Annotated in this window: 14 protein-coding genes and 1 pseudogene; 11 read left to right on the top strand and 4 right to left on the bottom strand. The window is 34.3% G+C overall.

Annotated features, from left to right (window positions below; genetic code table 11):
- The 5 genes and pseudogenes from A4F88_RS24920 to A4F88_RS24900 all read left to right on the top strand — a co-directional run.
- Positions 1-420, top strand: a pseudogene (locus tag A4F88_RS24920) (glucosamine-6-phosphate deaminase); the annotation flags it as partial.
- Between the two features lie 157 nt (positions 421-577).
- Positions 578-2,644 (top strand): beta-N-acetylhexosaminidase, encoded by a 2,067-nt coding sequence (locus tag A4F88_RS24915; protein ID WP_068845893.1) that lies wholly within the window; start codon positions 578-580, stop codon positions 2,642-2,644.
- A 475-nt stretch (positions 2,645-3,119) separates the two neighbouring features.
- Positions 3,120-7,856 (top strand): T9SS-translocated chitinase ChiA, encoded by a 4,737-nt coding sequence (gene chiA, locus A4F88_RS24910; RefSeq protein WP_068845892.1) that lies wholly within the window; start codon positions 3,120-3,122, stop codon positions 7,854-7,856.
- Between the two features lie 436 nt (positions 7,857-8,292).
- Positions 8,293-9,066, top strand: a complete 774-nt coding sequence (locus A4F88_RS24905; RefSeq protein ID WP_068845890.1) for a TlpA family protein disulfide reductase — start codon at positions 8,293-8,295, stop codon at positions 9,064-9,066.
- Positions 9,067-9,236: 170 nt separating this feature from the next.
- Entirely contained in the window at positions 9,237-10,856 is a 1,620-nt protein-coding gene (locus A4F88_RS24900; protein WP_068845888.1) for an ABC-F family ATP-binding cassette domain-containing protein, read from the top strand.
- A gap of 128 nt (positions 10,857-10,984) precedes the next feature.
- Here the strand turns inward: A4F88_RS24900 and A4F88_RS25640 are convergent, their stop codons facing one another.
- The 3 genes from A4F88_RS25640 to A4F88_RS24890 all read right to left on the bottom strand — a co-directional run bounded on the left by A4F88_RS25640 (position 10,985) and on the right by A4F88_RS24890 (position 12,837).
- Positions 10,985-11,158 carry a hypothetical protein gene (locus A4F88_RS25640; protein WP_167349267.1) on the bottom strand — a complete coding sequence of 58 codons (174 nt, stop codon included), beginning with the start codon at positions 11,156-11,158 and terminating at the stop codon, positions 10,985-10,987.
- A 199-nt stretch (positions 11,159-11,357) separates the two neighbouring features.
- Entirely contained in the window at positions 11,358-11,753 is a 396-nt protein-coding gene (locus tag A4F88_RS24895) for a VOC family protein (RefSeq protein ID WP_068845886.1), read from the bottom strand.
- Between the two features lie 13 nt (positions 11,754-11,766).
- A complete protein-coding gene (locus tag A4F88_RS24890; RefSeq protein ID WP_068845885.1) occupies positions 11,767-12,837 on the bottom strand; it encodes an HNH endonuclease in 1,071 nt (356 codons plus the stop codon).
- Between the two features lie 687 nt (positions 12,838-13,524).
- Here A4F88_RS24890 and pyrR point away from each other — a divergent pair.
- From pyrR to A4F88_RS24855, 6 genes are all read left to right on the top strand, one after another.
- Positions 13,525-14,064 carry a bifunctional pyr operon transcriptional regulator/uracil phosphoribosyltransferase PyrR gene (pyrR, locus tag A4F88_RS24880; RefSeq protein WP_068845881.1) on the top strand — a complete coding sequence of 180 codons (540 nt, stop codon included), beginning with the start codon at positions 13,525-13,527 and terminating at the stop codon, positions 14,062-14,064.
- A gap of 98 nt (positions 14,065-14,162) precedes the next feature.
- Positions 14,163-15,089, top strand: coding sequence for an aspartate carbamoyltransferase catalytic subunit (locus tag A4F88_RS24875; protein ID WP_029273654.1), 927 nt, complete (start codon positions 14,163-14,165; stop codon positions 15,087-15,089).
- A gap of 214 nt (positions 15,090-15,303) precedes the next feature.
- Positions 15,304-15,636 (top strand): ribonuclease Z, encoded by a 333-nt coding sequence (locus A4F88_RS24870; RefSeq protein ID WP_068845879.1) that lies wholly within the window; start codon positions 15,304-15,306, stop codon positions 15,634-15,636.
- Positions 15,637-15,728: 92 nt separating this feature from the next.
- Positions 15,729-16,634, top strand: coding sequence for a ribonuclease Z (locus tag A4F88_RS24865; protein ID WP_068845877.1), 906 nt, complete (start codon positions 15,729-15,731; stop codon positions 16,632-16,634).
- An 84-nt stretch (positions 16,635-16,718) separates the two neighbouring features.
- Positions 16,719-17,363: a pyridoxamine 5'-phosphate oxidase gene (gene pdxH / locus A4F88_RS24860; RefSeq protein WP_068845876.1), complete on the top strand. Its 645-nt coding sequence runs from the start codon at positions 16,719-16,721 to the stop codon at positions 17,361-17,363.
- A gap of 168 nt (positions 17,364-17,531) precedes the next feature.
- The gene (locus tag A4F88_RS24855; protein ID WP_068845874.1) at positions 17,532-18,035 is read left to right on the top strand and encodes a CAP domain-containing protein; all 504 of its coding nucleotides are present in this window, start codon (positions 17,532-17,534) and stop codon (positions 18,033-18,035) included.
- A 134-nt stretch (positions 18,036-18,169) separates the two neighbouring features.
- On the opposite strand, the gene A4F88_RS24850 is transcribed toward A4F88_RS24855, so the two are convergent.
- On the bottom strand, positions 18,170-18,841 hold a 672-nt coding region (locus tag A4F88_RS24850), incomplete at its 5' end, for an OmpA family protein (RefSeq protein WP_156062683.1).

The raw sequence follows: 18,841 nt of genomic DNA, 5'->3' as shown, positions 1-18,841 counted from the left end.
ATTGTAAAAGAAATTATCGACAGAATAAAACCACATCAGGTTTTTGCAGCAGGAGATCTTGCCGATCCGCACGGAACCCATGAAGTATGTCTGAACGCGATTTTTGCAGCCATGAAAGAACTCAAACATCAAAAATACATGGATGATTGCTGGTTATGGTTGTACAGAGGAGCATGGCACGAATGGGATATTCATGAAATCGATATGGCAGTGCCGCTTTCCCCATCAGAAGTATTGTTGAAACGTCATGCCATTTTATACCACCAGTCTCAAAAAGACCGGGTGATGTTTCAGGGTAATGACTCCAGAGAATTCTGGGTGAGAGCCGAAGACCGTAATAAAAACACAGCCATCTTATACGATGAACTAGGTTTGGCTGAATACGAAGCAATCGAAGCTTTTAAACGTTTTGATTACTAAAATTAAAATTTAAGATTCGGGTGAGAGCGAATCATATTACAAAATTCAGATTGATTTCATAAAGATAGTGAGGGTCCAACAGAGATCATTCTGAGTTTTGTTTCCTTTATTTATTAAAACTGTTATCTCAGGATAACATCTTTCAAAAACAGTAAAAATGAAATATTTATTAGTCCTACTATTAGCGGGTTTAACGTCTGGTGCTCAAATTAAAAAAGAGCAATTAAACCTTATGCCCTGGCCTCAAAGTGTTGTTTTAAACGACGGAAATTTTGCTTTAAATAAAAATTTTAAAGTAAACATTACCGGAAATCCAAATCCCCGAATTTTTGGTGGTGTAACTCGTTTTTTACGTCGCTTAGATGGTAGAACCGGTATTTTTTTCGAACAAGGTTTTATTACAAAATTAAATGAAGTTCCAACTGCTTCACTTCAGATCAATTGTACCAAAAACGGTAAAATTGGTTTATACGAAGATGAGAGTTATCATTTAGATATCAAACAAAACCAAATTACAATAAATGCAACAAGCGATTTAGGTGCCTTACACGGACTTGAAACCTTGTTACAACTGTTACAAAACAATAATACATCATTTTATTTTCCGGCATCACAAATATCAGATTTCCCAAGATTTACCTGGAGAGGTTTGATGGTTGACGCTGCCAGACATTTTCAGCCGGTTGATGTTATCAAAAGAAACATTGACGGACTGGCCGCTATGAAAATGAACGTTTTTCACTGGCATTTAGTAGACGACCAGGGATGGAGAATCGAAATGAAAAAACTTCCAAGACTAATCGAATTTGCTTCGGATGGATTGTATTATACACAGGATGAAATTAGAAGTATTATTAAATATGCTGATGAACGAGGTATTTTAATAGTTCCGGAAATAGATGTTCCAGGTCATGGATCAGCAATTTTAACTGCCTATCCTGAAATTGGCAGTAAAGTGATTACACTGACAGGTGGGACTTCTGAAAAAAATATTCAGGGTACAGCAATCGCTACCTATGGAATTGAAAGAAATGCAGGTATTTTTTCGCCAACATTAGATCCTTCAAATCCTAAAACATATAAATTATTAAGTGAAATTTTTGATGAGGTTTGCCCATTATTCCCAGGCGCTTATTTTCACATCGGGGGAGATGAAAATGAAGGTAAAGACTGGGATGCAAACCCAAAGATTCAGGAATTTAAAAAGAAAAACAACCTGGCAAACAATCATGAATTACAAACCTACTTTACCATGCAATTGGTTCCAATGCTAAAAAAACATGGTAAACAACTAATGGGATGGGAAGAAATTTTGACCAAAAACATGTCAAAAGATGCCATTATCCATGCATGGAGAGGAGCCAATGAAGGAGTAGTTGCAGGACAATCATTGATTGACGCCGTAAAAAAAGGATATAAAACAGTACAGTCAAATGGCTATTATATTGACTTAATGTACCCAATTGCAAGTCATTATTTAAATGATCCAATGCCAAAAGGAGCTAATTTATCTGCAGAAGAAAAAGCAAGAGTATTAGGCGGAGAAGCTACAATGTGGTCAGAACTGGTAACCGAAACTACTATAGATTCAAGGCTTTGGCCAAGAACAGCAGCAATCGCAGAAAGACTTTGGTCAGCAGAAGATATTACAGATTTAGCCAGTATGCGCAAACGTCTTGAGGTAGTTTCATTTAGATTAGAAGAACTGGGACTTACCCATATTCGTAACAAAGCTGTTATTTTAAGAAACATCTCAAACAATCAGAATATTAAATCGTTAAACGAATTTACCAATGTTTGTGAACCATTAAAAGGATATAAGCGTAACAAAGGCGGAACAGAATATCAAATGTATTCTCCATTTACGCTTTTTGCTGATGCCTGCGGACCGGATGCAAAAGATTCCCTGGCTTTTGATGATGCCGTTGCCCAATATTTAAGCAGTAAAACACCGGAAAACAAAGCAAAGGTTGCAGCATTTTTTAATAAATGGATCGCAGTAAACAAAGGACTAATTGAATTGAGTGGTAATGCGCCGCTGGTACAGCCAATTTTGCCATTGTCAAAAAGTTTAAATGATGTATCGCAGGAAATGCTACTTGTTTTAGATAATAAATCAACATTAAAAACAGATGACTTAAAGAACCTGATAGAATTATGTAATAGTAAAGATCATGCAGATGTAGAATTATCAGTTTACGAAAGTCTTAAAAAATTAATATAATGAATTTGGTTTGAGTTAGTATTTAGTATGTTTTGTTACCACTGATTATTTAGTAATTTATTTATCTCTACTAGAGATTTCTAGTAGAGATATTTATGACAAACATGAAATGTATTCATTCACCAAATCAAACAAAAAATAACCGCTAAAAAGAATTATTAACATTTAAAAACCAAATAGAGAGAATAAAAAACATGACAAAAAAGTAGAGTATTAAAATTGATGAATCCCAAATTTATCATTTGAGTTTAACCTAATTATTTAAATAAATATCAATCAATACTATTCACTAATGATTATGGATGATCGTAATAGTAATATTTATTTCTAGAAGTATAAGAATTAATTTCCAGTGAGTTGCAATGTTTTCTATTTGCAATGAATTGAATCCCAGTTGTTGCATTTACAAGCCTTTTTGGTTTGTAAGGTATCGTAATTGGAATATTTATTTTCTATTAACCAATATTATTTAACTATGAAACATTATTACAGATTGCTCTTTTTGTTACTGTTTCCCTTACTTGCGTCAGCTCAGCCAGCTCACGGTAAAAAAGTAGTAGGGTATTATGCGCAATGGTCTATTTATGCCCGGGATTTCAATGTTCCCAAAATAGACGGAAGTAAATTGACGCATTTGAATTATTCTTTTTATGGGACAACTTATGATCCTGCCCATCCGGAGAACACCAAATTAAAATGTTTGGATACTTATGCTGATTTCGAGCATATGGAAGGAGGAATCCCTTGGGATGCTCCGGTAAAAGGAAATTTTTATGACTTAATGAAGTTGAAACAAAAGTATCCTCATTTAAAAATTTTAATCTCTGTTGGAGGATGGACAAAAGGACAGGATCTTTCTCCAATTGCAGCAAGTCCTGTTGCAAGAGCCGCATTGGCTGCAGATATGGCAAATTTCATTGTCACTTATCCGTTTATTGACGGATTCGACATCGACTGGGAATATCCTCTTTCCGGAGGAACTGATGGTACGGAAATAGTGAATGGCTCACCTGTACCTCCACAAAAATACAGCCCTGATGACAACAAAAATTTAGTGTATTTATTAAAAGCAATGCGTCAGGCAATGCCAAATAAATTAATCACTATTGCTGCCGGAAACAACGTTCGAAATGTTTCTAAACAGTATCTTGGACCAAACAACAGAGCACAATACGGAATGACAGAAGACATTTCGACTTATTGTGATTATATCACTTATTTTGGATATGATTTTGGTGGAAACTGGTATGATAAAACATGTTACAATGCCCCTCTATATGCAAGTGGAAACACAAATGATCCGTTGTATGGCGCAACGCAATCAGAATCATTGGATGAATTGACCAGTCAGTACCTCAATGTAATTGGATTCCCGGCAAACAAATTAATCATGGGATTACCTTTTTACGGAAAGAAATTTGATCATGTTGCCAATAACGGAACTAATCCAAATTTACCGGGATTATTCGTTTCTGCACCAAGAGATATTGTTCCGGGATGTACAAATCCGCAAAACCCAATTGGAACATGGGATGGTTCCGGAGCTTGTGAACGCTCAGGAAGTATCGAAATCTGCGATTTAGTGGGTAATCCGGTAACCAATTCACATGCTTATTTAGATCCAAATACCATGTTGGTTACACCAAGTGCAGCTTCGGCAGGATGGGTACGCTATTTTGACAACACCACAAAAGTCCCTTATTTATACAATGCTACTTTAAAACAGTTTATCTCTTATGAGGATAAACAATCGATGGATTTAAAAGTACAATATATTAAATCAAAAAATCTTGCAGGAGGTATGATCTGGGAGCTGTCTCAGGATACCAGAGGTGCTGTTGCAAATTCATTATTAACTCAGGTTGATACATCATTTGGAAGCATCGTTCCCGGAACCGTAAGTATTTCAGGTTCTGTAAAAAACGGAGCAGCTCTAATAACAGATGTTACAGTTGAACTGCGTAATGCAAGTAATGTTGTATTGCAAACAGTAGCTTCTGCTAACGGTAATTTTGCATTCAATAACTTAACTTCAGGACAAAATTATACACTAACTGCTTTAAAAGCAACTTATACTTTTACTCCGGTAAGTTTAAACAACGTAACAGTTAATCAGACAGCTGTTGTAATCAACGGGACTCAGCCAACATATACCGTAAGCGGAACAGTTCTGGACGGAACAACTCCGGTTTCTGGCGTAACAGTTTCAGCAGTTTCAGGAAGTACAACATTAACAGCGGTTTCAAATGCAAGCGGAGCTTATAGTGTTGCAGGATTAACAGCAGGTCTTAACTTTACTGTTACAGCTGCAAAATCCGGATTCTCTTATACTCCGGCTTCTACAGTATATAACGCAATTGATGCCAATAAAACACTGAATTTCACTCAGGGAGCAGCAGTTGTAACTTATACTGTAAGCGGAACAGTTTTGAGCGGAACAACTCCGATTTCTGGCGTAACAATTACTGCAGCTTCTACTGCAGGCAATGTAACAGCAGTTACAAATACAAGCGGAGCTTATTCGCTTACTTTGACTTCTGGTGGAAATTATACCCTAACAGCTGCCTTAACAGGACAAACTTTTACACCTGCTTCAACGGTTTATTCTAATTTGAATGCAAATAAAACTTTAAACTTTGCTCAGGATGTTGTGTCAAATTCAAGCAAAATTAGCGGGACTGTTAAAAACGGAACGACTCCGGTTGCTGGTGCAAAGGTAGAATTGGTTTTACCTTGGACAGATAATGCACACAATTGGAAAAGTGTAATTGCAACAACAGATGCACAAGGAAAATACAGTTTTGACAATTCAGTTGTAGACGGTTATACACAGGCTTTGAGCCTGAAGTTAAATTCATGGCAAAACGGAGAGGTAGCTTATTTTCCAAATAATCTGGCCAACTTTGCAATTCCTGCAAATCCAACAGTTTATAATTTTAATACAAGTTCAACAGCTAAAACAGCATTGGCAGCAGCCACAAACTTAATTAGCGGTACAGTTAAAAACGGTTCAGCTCCGGTTGCAAATGCCAAAGTAGAATTGGTTGTGCCATGGACAGACAATACACATAACTGGAAAAGCGTTCTGGCAACAACAGATGCATCAGGAAATTATAGTTTTGATAACACAGCTGTAGCAGGTTATACACAGATTTTAAGTTTAAAATTAAATTCATGGCAAAATGGAGAAGTAGCTTACTATCCAAATAATCTGGCAAACTTTGCAATGCCAACAACGCCAACAATTTATAATTTTAACACCAACACAGTTTCACCGCCTCAGGTTACTATTACGGCTCCTTCAGCGGCAACAGTAGCAATTGCTCCGGGAACAGCTATTCAACTTAAAGCAACTGCAAGTGTAGACGCCAGCTTAACAATTTCGTCAGTTGTATTCAACATCAACGGACAAAATATCACAGCAGCACTTTCAGGAACAGAATATGTAGCAAACTGGACACCAGTTGCAGCAGACTTTAATAAAAATTATACTTTAAAAGCAACTTTAACAGCGTCAAGTGGAGCAACAGCAGAAAACACAAAAACATTCTCTTTACAATGTTCAGGAACAACTTGCCCTAATTCATTACCTGTAATTACTTGGAATTCACCATCAAATACTACAGTAAACCAAAGTTCTTTCCAGGTTGTGCCAATTTCAGTTATAGCCGTTGATAGTGACGGATCGGTTTCAGGTGTTACTATTACAATAAATGGAGGTACATTTAATATGACAGCAGGTGCAAATAATACTTATACGTATAATTTTACACCATCTGCTTATCAGGATTATCCAGTTGTAATCAAAGCAACCGATAATCAATCTGGTGTAACTACATTAAACAATACAATTAAAATTGCTCCGGTGAGCACTAATAGATTTATTCCGCTTCCATCTAAAATTATTTTAGGATATGCACATTCCTGGGAAAATACTGGCGCTCCGTTTCTATATTTTTCTCAAATGGTGGGAAGTAAGTTTAACGTAGTTGATTATTCTTTCATAGAAACAGTTAATCGTGATGGTTATACACCAGTATTAACTACAAATGATAACAGATACCTGACCAATGGTGTTTTCAATAAACAATTGTTGAAAAATGATATAAAATCCTTAAGAGATAGCGGCGTTCCTGTTATAGTCTCTATCGGAGGTCAAAATGGTCATGTTGTTTTAGATAATGTAACTCAAAAAAATATTTTTGTAAATGGTCTGAAAGCAATTATTGATGAGTATCAATTTGATGGAGTTGATTTGGATTTTGAAGGCGGATCAATGAATTTTAATGCAGGAGGTTTAAGAGATATTTCTTATGCAGGTATTTCTGCTTATCCAAGACTAAAAAATGTAGTAGATGCCTGTAAAGAATTAAAGGCTTATTATGGTCCTGGATTTTTATTAACTGCAGCTCCGGAAACACAATATGTACAAGGAGGATATTCGACCTACAATGATACTTTTGGTTCCTTCCTGCCAATCATTCAAAACTTACGTAATGAATTAGATTTGTTAGCTGTACAATTGTATAATACAGGAGGAGAAAACGGATTAGATGGTCAATATTATGGTTCAGCTAAGAAAGCAAACATGGTAACAGCCCTAACTGATATGGTGATAAAAGGGTACAACATTGCTACAACAGGAATGCGTTTTGATGGTTTACCGGCTTCAAAAGTTCTTATTGCATTACCAGCTTGTCCAAGTGCAGCAGGTAGCGGTTATTTAACGCCGGCAGAAGGAATTAGTGCTATGAATTATTTAAGAACCGGAACCACTTTTTCAGGAAGAACATACACTATGCAGCCAGGCGGGCCATATCCTTCTTTAAGAGGTTTAATGACTTGGTCTGTAAACTGGGATGCCTCTTCTTGTGGAAATTCATCTGAATTATCTAAAGCATATGCCGCTTATTTTGCTTCGCAATCAACAGCAAAATCATTAGCGATTGACAATGTTCCGTCAAAGAACAATATCACAATAGCATACTTTAGAAACAACGCGCTATCAGTTACAAATGATACCGAAGAAATTGCTCAGGTAGATGTATTCAATACCATTGGACAATTACTGGTAAATCATAACAATGTTCAAAATAATAAAGAAATACTGCTTCACAATCAAAGTTTTACCACTAAGCAATTGTTTATAGTTGTGGTAACAGACAAAGCAGGAAACAAAAAATCATTCAAAGTAATGAACTTTTTAAACTAAAGTTCAGCACTTTTCGAATGGAAAAATTTAGGAATAAAAAATTGGGACGGTTAAAATTGAGTTTGGTTATTTATTTTTTAATCTAATTTTTATTTCGAATAAATGCATCAAATTTAGGTGATTTTGTTATTTGGTTTTCACTTAAAAGCGAGCATTATGAACCTGGCAATACAATTGCCAGGTTTTTTTATGTTTGTTCTTAAAGTATTATTTCAAGGAGCTGGTTCCTGCTGTCCGCTGTATCTTTTCTGGCGAACCCCGCCATAAAAGGATGCCGCTCCCATCAGGGCTAGGACATTCATTTTTATCACAAATAAAACATTAAAAAAGAAATGCAGATTTTGCGAACTCTTCGTAAACCTATTACGTTCTTTACAGTTAAAAAAACGTAATAAAAAAGTGTATTTTTGCCTGAAAATTATTGTACCAAATCTTCATGAAGAAATCAATCATCATTGTAATCACACTTTTAATCACAACTATTTCTTTTAGTCAGAATAAATTCGGAAATCCGGAAGCTGACCCAATCCAAATTCAAAAGAATTTCAGTGACTGGTCTGCCTATCAAAGTAAAAACATCATGCTTTCCAGAGATTTTACAGCATTAGATCCTCTTTCTAAAGAAATCTCAAAAGAATCTTTTTTAGATCAGTTAGCAAACGGAAACTTTATTCCAATCCGTTTAAAATCTGAGGATACTATTTATTATTATAAATTATTTAAAATTCAGCCTAATTCAGATACCAGTATAAAAGCAACCATCAATCAAATTGGTTTCGATGCATATAAAAATTACAAGATGGAAGGCACTGCATTTCCTCCATTTTCGTTTAAAGATTTAAATGGAAATCTGGTTACCAACGAATCCATGAAAGGAAAAATAATTGTGATAAAATGCTGGTATATTCACTGTACACCCTGTATTAGAGAATTTCCGCAGGTAAATAAGCTAACTGAAGAATACAAAGACCGAAAAGATATTCTTTTTATAAGTCTGGCAGAAGATTCAGCAGCACAACTAAAAACCTTCTTAGTCAGAAAACCGTTGTCTTATTCGGTTATTCCAGATATGAAAGTGTATATGAATGAAGCTTTACAACTGAATTCATTTCCAACACATTTTATTCTAAACAAAGAAGGGCTAATAGCTAAAGTCCTTCCTAATTTTGAAAGCTTAGAAGTGGCTTTAGCAAAAGAAAGTAAATTATAAAAAGTGAGATGCTAAAAGTAAGAAGTGAGATGTTATTGTATTTGAGTGTAATGAAGGATTTTACATTTCACTTTTCACATTTTGCAATGTAAAAAACTTAGAGCCTTTGCATCTTTGCAACTCTGAACCTTTTTCCTTACTTTTGCACCAAATTAATTAAAAAGACATTCATGTTAACAGTCAATAATTTATCAGTTCAATTTGGCAAACGAATTTTGTTTGACGAAGTAAATACCACATTCACTCACGGAAATATTTACGGCGTTATTGGAGCCAATGGTGCTGGAAAATCAACTTTCCTAAAAATCATTTCTGGCGATATGGACCCAACTTCAGGTCATATCCATTTAGAGCCGGGAAAACGTATGTCGGTTTTAAACCAAAACCACAACATGTTCGATGAGCATACTGTTTTGGAAACCGTTCTAATGGGAAATAAAGTTCTGTATGCTGTTAAAAAAGAAATGGATGAACTTTATTTAGACTACAACGATAAAAATGCTGACAGAATAGGGGAGCTTCAGGTACAGTTTGAAGAAATGAACGGGTGGAATGCCGATTCTGATGCTGCAGCAATGTTGTCTAACCTTGGAATTACAGAAGAGCATCATTATACCTTAATGGGTGATATGGAAGGAAAAATGAAAGTTCGTGTGCTTTTGGCGCAGGCACTTTTTGGAAATCCTGATTTACTTATTATGGATGAGCCTACCAACGACCTGGATTTCGAAACAATCGCCTGGTTAGAAAACTTCCTGGCAAATTACGAAAATACAGTAATCGTGGTATCTCACGACCGTCACTTTTTAGATGCGGTTTGTACACATATTTCTGATATTGATTTCGGAAAAATCAATCACTATTCAGGAAACTATACATTTTGGTACGAGTCTAGCCAATTAGCGGCAAAACAACGCGCTCAGCAAAACAAAAAAGCAGAAGAGAAGAAACAAGAGCTGGAAGAATTTATTCGTCGTTTTAGTGCTAACGTGGCGAAATCAAAACAGGCAACTTCTCGTAAAAAAATGATTTCAAAACTGAATATTTCTGAAATCAAACCTTCAAGCCGTCGTTATCCTGCGATTATTTTCGATCAGGATCGTGAAGCCGGAGATCAGATTTTAAATGTAGAAAACTTATCTGCATCTGTAGATGGAGAACTTTTATTTAAAGATGTTGACTTGAATATGGCAAAAGGAGACAAGATTGTTCTTTTCTCTAAAGATTCACGTGCAACAACTGCTTTCTATGAAATCTTAAACGGAAATCAACAAGCAGATTCTGGAACTTTCGATTGGGGAATTACAACAAACCAGGCTTACCTTCCTGCTGAAAATCACTCATTCTTCGAAAATGATTTGACTTTGGTAGACTGGTTACGTCAATATGCCAAAACAGAAGAAGAGCGTGATGAAGTATTTATTAGAGGTTTCTTAGGAAAAATGATTTTCTCTGGAGAAGAAGCACTAAAAACAAGTCGTGTATTATCAGGAGGAGAAAAAGTACGTTGTATGTTATCCAGAATGATGATGGAACGTGCAAACATTTTAATGCTGGACGAACCAACAAATCACTTAGATCTGGAATCTATTACCGCTTTTAATAACTCATTGAAAAACTTTAAAGGTTCTGTAATTTTTACAACACATGACCACGAATTTGCACAAACTGTTGGTAACCGAATTGTAGAGTTAACACCAAACGGAGTAATTGACCGTTATATGACATTTGACGAATATCTTGATGATGAAAAAATTCAGGAGCAAAGAAAAAAGATGTACAATCTTTAATAACATAAAACACAGAGCTATGTTTTTTGCAGAAAAGTGAAACGCTTTTTTTTAAGTTCAAAAACCATGTTTCTATGTGTTTAAAAACAAAATCCCCGTTATAATTATAACGGGGATTTTTTTATGTTTTATTTACTTCCAAAAACCTTACTGATTATAAAAATAATAATCGCAATAATAAAGATCACGATAAAGATTCCAAATCCCATTCCGGCTTTAAAAATGTCTCCAATAACTTCGCAACTTGTAAATGAAAATAGTATTACGAATACCATTAACAAACGTGTAATATTCTTTTGCATGATTTTGCTGTTTTAATTGTTTTAAAAAGAATTGAGTATTCTAATTTGCTTACAATAAAATTACTTCAGTCATTAAAAAAACGTGTTACATAATTTGGTTGAAAAGTTTTATGATTTTGATTAAAGGATAATTCAAACCAAAAAGAAAACCAAAGGTTCGGCGTATATTGTAGCGCTGGATTTTAATCCAGTTGAATAGTTACAACATTTCAATTAATTGAATTTTATTCCCACAAGTATCATCTAGGATAGCAATTTTTACATTTCCCATTTCGGTTGGTTTCATGGTAAAATCAACATCAAGATTTATCAATCTCTTATATTCTTCGTCAAGATTATCAACATTAAATTGCGTGTACGGAATTCCGGCTTCAAAAAGCGCTTTCTGATAGGTTTTCGCAGGTTCAAAATGATTGGGTGATGGCTCAAGCAGGATTTCAACACCGTCTGGTTCATCTTTAGAAACAACGGTTAACCATCTGTGATTTTCACCTAATGGAATATCATGCTTTTTTATAAAACCTAATTTTTGAGTATAAAACTGTAATGCTTTTTCCTGATCCTGAACTGGGATTGATGTGATTTTTGCTTTCATGTTTTTATGGTATTTAATATAATAAATAAATTGTAAACACTATTAAAAATATTAACGCTATAAGGCATCCAGATGAATGCTTTGAGGTTGAATACCCACCTAATTTATTGATTTCTCTGTTAAGATCTTTTTGCCAAGAAGCAGGTACCTCAAACGTAATTTCTTTTTCGATTATTGTAGGAGTTTCATGTTCTTTTCGAGGGTTTTGTATGATTGAAATAACATTATCAAGTTCTAAAGGAATAATGGATAATTTTTCCACCTGTGAACCAATTAGATTCTGAAGTAAACAAAGAATTTTTTGATATTCTGAAGGAATATTTACAAATCTAATCCTTTCTTCAAATGCTATGACATGTTCTAAATATTCTTTAATTAATTTGGTAACATGATGAATTTCTTTTAGATCTCCAGGTTGCCCAAGTTTACCCCAACTTTTTGTTAGTTTTTCTAATAATCCCACTGCAGGTATAGTAATTCTTGACATTTCATTTATTCTATCTTGAATCCAACTAAAAGCTTTTTCTGAATCAACATTTTCCGATTGCTTTAAATATAGTCCATCTTTTAAATCATTAAGCTTTCTAAAAAGGGGTTCGTTTAGAAACCTCATTAATTCAGCTGTAAGTCTGTATTCCCATCCGTCAGGTTGGTCAATAATAATTCGTTTTATTAAATGAGGATAAATATCAAAATCTCTCAAAGAAGAAATTTGTTCTTTATATAGTATTTGATCCGTATTGTTTCCTAAAGTAGAAGATATAAAACCTTCATGTTGTTCTCTCCATGCAAATAATATGTTAGAAGAATATTTATGTTCGTCGGTATCAATAAGTTTATGACAATTGCGACATAACCATATTGAATTGGTGATTTCTGCTCGTGAAGTATCTGTCATTTTATCATTATACCTTTTAGAGCCTATTCTAGCTCCATAAATGTGAGCAGCTTCACCTATTTTCGTTGATTTTTCTGGATCAAAATTTGGACCAACAGTTAGGACTCTACAATCGGGATTTGAGCATTTATAAGCTGCTCTTTTCGCTAAAGTATCAATTGTGTTTTTATTAAAATCTGGTGCCATCAATTCATGTTTTCATTGGGTAAAATGTTTATTTTTCAATAATCTATTAAATGTGTTTCTGATTTAAATATTATCTAAATAGAGTTATCATTTTAATACTAAAAAGTATATTGAAAATAAAATAAAAAAAATAGATACAATACCTATTAATCTGAATATTGAAGCTGTGATTTTTCGTAGAAAAGTAACATTATAATTTTTTTCAAAATATTTATTATCTGTGATTATTATAATTAAAGAAATTGTTCCAATTACTAAATAAATAATAAGTGTTATGAGATTATTATTTTGCCATGTGGAGTTAATGCATAATTGAGTTTTTATCAATTCGACAGAAATCTTAGAAATTTTATTAAAAAAGGAAAGTATAACTAACATTAAAAGAGATGTCATGACTCTAAAAAATATGTTATCTAATTTCATTCGGATAATTTTAGTATTGTGATTTGTATTTAACGAAGTTTTATATTTTGAAAATGAAACTAATTATTTTGTTATTCTAAAAGATATATTATTGATTAGTAAAAATAAAATTTTATTTTTTAATGATACATCATATAGTTATTTTTAAATGTATTTTACGATTCTAATTCTTTTCACCCACGTAAAAAAATATTTCCCTTCCCAACACCCCTACAAATAAATTCTGATTTCGTATATTTGCCCAACCAAACATTACACTTAATTATGAGCCAAAAAGTATTACTTAATTCAAAAGAAGTTACTATCATACTCCATCGTTTGGCTTGTCAGTTAATCGAAAAACATCTTGATTTCTCCGATACGATTTTAGTGGGAATTCAGCCAAGAGGCGTTTTTTTAGCTGAACGTTTAAAACAAATATTAGAAGACGAATATAAAGTTCCTGAAATTTCTTTGGGATATCTGGACATCACTTTTTTTAGAGATGACTTTCGCCGTACTGATAAACCGCTTGAAGCCAATAAAACACAAATCAATTTTATAGTCGAAGACAAAAAAGTCATTTTTATCGATGACGTTTTGTTTACCGGACGAAGTATTCGTTCTGCTTTAACTGCAATTCAGTCTTTTGGGCGACCATCTGAAATTGAATTGTTAGTGTTAATAGACAGACGTTTTAGTCGTAATTTACCTATTCAGCCGGATTATCGCGGCCGCCAGGTAGATGCTATCAATGGTGAAAAAGTAAAAGTGAGCTGGAAAGAAAATGAAGGTGAAGATGTTGTGCATCTAGTGACAAATTAGTTTAACCGGTTAACCGGTTAATTGTTTAATCGAAAGGAAGCGATTAAACGGTTAAACAAATAAACGATTAAACAGTAAAAACAGTTAAACAATAAAAAATGAAAGAATTAAGCGTAAATCATTTATTAGGAATTAAATATATCAACGAGAATGATATTAACCTGATTTTTGAAACTGCCGATCATTTTAAAGAAGTTATTAACCGACCAATTAAAAAAGTTCCTTCATTACGAGATATTACGATTGCCAATATTTTTTTCGAAAACAGTACCAGAACCAAACTTTCGTTCGAATTAGCACAGAAACGGTTATCTGCTGACGTCATTAGTTTTTCGGCAGCACAGTCTTCAGTTAAAAAAGGAGAAACCCTGATTGATACTGTAAATAATATTCTGTCAATGAAAGTTGATATGGTTGTAATGCGCCACTCCAATCCCGGAGCGGCTTATTTTTTATCCAAAAATGTCAAAGCCAGCATCGTAAATGCCGGAGACGGAGCACATGAACATCCAACTCAGGCGTTATTAGACAGTTATTCGATCAGAGAAAAACTGGGTGATGTAGCCGGAAAAAAAGTAGTTATTGTAGGTGATATTCTGCATTCGAGAGTAGCCTTGTCTAATATATATGCCTTGCAAATGCAGGGTGCTGAGGTTAAAGTTTGCGGACCAAAAACACTAATTCCAAGATATATTGAATCGCTTGGTGTTACGGTTGAACCGAATTTAAGAAAAGCCCTCGAATGGTGTGATGTTGCCAATATGCTTCGTGTACAAAACGAACGTATGGATGTGAATTTTTTCCCATCGACACGCGAATACGCTCAGCAATATGGTGTTGACAAACCGCTTTTGGATTCTCTTGGAAAAGAAATTGTAATCATGCATCCTGGACCAATCAATAGAGGAGTAGAGATTACTTCTGAAGTGGCTGATTCTGATCATTCGGTAATTTTGAATCAGGTTGAAAATGGTGTAGCAATCAGAATGGCAGTTATTTATTTGCTGGCATCTAAAATTCAATAGTTTTTGTTTCAGGTTTTAAGTTATTAAAATATAAATACTTCGACTGTCACACTGAGCGAAGTCGAAGTGATTTTGAAAACGAAATGTGCTTTGCAAACGTGGCTTCGACTTCGCTCAGCCTGACAAACTTGAAACCTCAAATAACTAAGAAAAAAAAACTTCGTACCTTAGCTCTGAAAAATATTGATTTTGTTAAGAGCGCATAATATATAAGATGAAAGTAGATCAAAAAGGACATACTGTTACAATTAAAGATACTCAGGGTGATTTTAATGGCTTTGTAGAAAAAGTAACGCAACAATTTAAAACCTTTGAAAAACAAAATATTATAATCGATTTATCAGCTGATTCAGGATTGACTGAGAAAGATTTAAAGCTTTTTTTGCCATTGGCAAAACAGCAAAAAAAATCTAAAAAATCATTTGTAATCGTAGTTTCAGATCTTGACTTCAATGCTATTTCAGATAAATTAACGGTAGTTCCTTCTCTATTGGAAGCACACGATATTATCGAAATGGAAGAAATAGAAAGAGACCTTGGGTTTTAATTTTAGATTTCTGATTTTAGATATTAGATTTTTAATGCTTAATCTAAAATTTTATCAATCTAAAATCAACCATCTAAAATTTAAATTCTAAAATGAAATTAACCATACTTGGCTGTTATGCCGCAACTCCCAGAACACTTACCAACCCAACTTCGCAGGTTTTAGAAATAAAAAACAAAATATTCTTAGTAGATTGTGGCGAAGGAACCCAGGTTCAATTGCGTAAAAACAAGATTAAATTTTCTAAAATCAATCATATCTTTATTTCGCATTTGCATGGAGATCACCTTTTTGGATTAATTGGTACCATTTCGACTTTTGCTCTTTTGGGAAGAACAACCGATTTACATATTTATGGCCCGAAAGGAGTGAAGGAGATCATTACCTTGCAATTAAGATTAACGAGTTCCTGGTTAAGCTATGAATTGTTTTATCATGAATTAGAATCAAAAGAAAGCGAAGTTATTTTTGAAGATAATAAAGTTATTGTAAAGACGATTCCGTTAAAGCATCGTGTATATACCAATGGCTTTTTGTTTCAGGAAAAGCCGGCTGACCGAAAACTAAATGTCGAAGCTGTTCAGCACTACAATATTCATACGGCTTATTATCAAAAAATAAAAGGTGGAGGAGATGTTACACTGGATGACGGAACTGTAATCGAAAATAAAAAACTATCATTTGATCCGGTTCCTGCCATGAGTTATGCCTTTTGCTCAGATACAGCTTATCATGAAGACATTCTCCCAATTATAAAAGATGTGGATGTTTTGTACCATGAAGCTACATTTCTGGAATCTGAAGCTGCCCTGGCTGATAAAACCTTGCATTCAACAGCAAAAGAAGCGGCTACTATTGCGCTTAAGGTAAATGCAAAACAATTGATTTTAGGACATTATTCTACAAGATACGACGGTATCGAACGTTTTAAAGAAGAAGCAGAAACCATTTTTCCAAATGTACTTTTGGGAGATGACGGAGTTTCTTTTGAGTTTTAAATTGTTAGATGTTAAATGTTAGAAGTAAAAAGTTATACTGTCTGACATATCACATTTAACTTGTCACATTTAACAAATAGAAAAATGAATGATTTAAGTAATTATAGAAAATCATACGAAAAAAGTGAATTGTTAGAAACTAATATTCCCGAAGATCCTATTAATCTTTTTAACCGATGGTTTCATGAAGTAGAGGATTTTGGTGCAAGTGGCGAAGTTAATGCTATGACAGTTTCTACGATTGGATTAGACGGTTTTCCGAAATCGAGAGTAGTTTTATTAAAGAAATTTTCTGAAGAAGGTTTTATTTTTTATACCAATTACGATTCTGAAAAAGGAAAAGCAATTGCAGAAAATCCTCGTGTTTGCCTGTCTTTTTTTTGGCAGGAAATGGAACGACAGGTAATTATTAAAGGAATTGCACAGAAAACTTCTGAAATTATTTCAGATAATTATTTTGATTCCCGTCCAGATGGAAGTAAGCTGGGAGCCATTGTTTCCAAGCAAAGTGAAGTGATTCCGTCCCGAACATTTTTAGAAGAAAATCTGAAAAAATTAGAAACAGCTTTTGAAGGAAAACACATTCCGCGACCTGAAAATTGGGGTGGTTTTTTAGTAACACCCTTAGAAGTAGAATTTTGGCAGGGAAGACCCAACAGATTGCATGACAGGATTCGTTATCAGAGCCAATCTGATTTTTCATGGAAGATAGAAAGATTATCTTCATAGTTGTAAGAATTTTATGTTAAAATAAATAAAATATATGTATTTCATCGATTAATTTTGCAGTTTAACGATAGATTGAATAAGTTTGAGTAAGAAATTAAACAATTTATCCAAAAATAAGTTAAAGAATTTGCCCCAACATTTACTTGACTAATTAAACTGCTATTGATTATGAAAAAGATGATGCGTGTCATGATGTTCGTTGTAACGATTGTTGCAATGAACTCATGCTCAGCAGATAGTGCTGAGGGAACGGAAAGTAGTACTACAACAGAAGTCCTGGTAACAAACTACACTTATAATGATTCGGAATTAGAAACGATGAAATTAATAAATGATTACCGGGTGAGCATTGGTCTAAATGCTCTTGAGAGAATAAATCATATTTCTTTTAAATGTGAAGAACATAACAAATACATGATTGAAAACAATGTAGTTGATCATAATGATTTTACTTCACGTTCAGATAATTTGATTGCTGTTTTAGGAGCAAAAAAAGTAGGAGAGAATGTAGCCTACAATTATAAAACTTCTGATGCTGCGGTAAGGGCCTGGCTGGATAGTCCGGGACATAAAGAGAATATTGTGGGAGATTATACCCATTTTGGCTTAGCAGTAACCACTGATGCTAAGACTGGAAAAAAATATTATACTAACATATTTGTTAAGATATAAGAACGATTATTGGACTGGTTGGTTTTTATTGGTCGTTGTAATTCAAAGAATTGCAACGACTTTTTTGCATAAAACAGGCTGCCTAAATTATAGACAGCCTGTTTTTTTATTCGGGTTTGTATATTGAAATAATCCTACAATGCGGTCACAATAAACTCGCTTCTTCTGTTCATCTGATGTTCTTCTTCAGAACATTTCACTCCGTCTGAACATCTGTTTACCAGTTGAGATTCGCCATATCCTTTTCCGGTGAGTCGGCTTTTGTCAACTCCGTTTTTAACCAGCCATTCGATCGTTGATTTGGCTCTTCTCTCAGACAAGGCTTCGTTGTATTTATAACTTGCCCTGCTGTCTGTATGAGAGCGGATATCGAGTTTCATTAACGGATATTGGGTCAGTACATCGAGAATCTTTTCTAAATCAATCACCGCTTTTGGGGTGATAGTGGATTTGTCTAAATCAAAATAGATATTGGTGATGTTGAAGCATTTTCCTAAATCGTCCCCAATGGTCAAACGACATTCTGATCCTTCCAGTGCGATGGGTAAATCGGTCTTGCCATTCTCTTTGGAGATGGTAACGGGTTCTTCTTTGGTGGCATAATTTTCTTTTTCGGCCCTTACAAAGTAAACTTTACCGCAATCTACCACAAAACTATAAAAGCCTTTGGGATCTGAAATGGTGCTGCTTACCAGATTATGTCTGGCATCGTAAAGGGATAGTTTGGTATTGGCGAGTGCTTCTGCTGTGGCAACACTAATTACGGTTCCGGTAAGCTCCTGACTGCAGTGCAGGCTTCGGGTTTC

This window comes from Flavobacterium chilense (assembly GCF_001602525.1).
In the GTDB taxonomy this organism is placed as follows: Bacteria; Bacteroidota; Bacteroidia; order Flavobacteriales; family Flavobacteriaceae; genus Flavobacterium; species Flavobacterium chilense.
The sequence above is the reverse complement of the archived record's forward strand: the minus strand, read 5'-3'. Positions and strand labels throughout refer to the sequence as shown.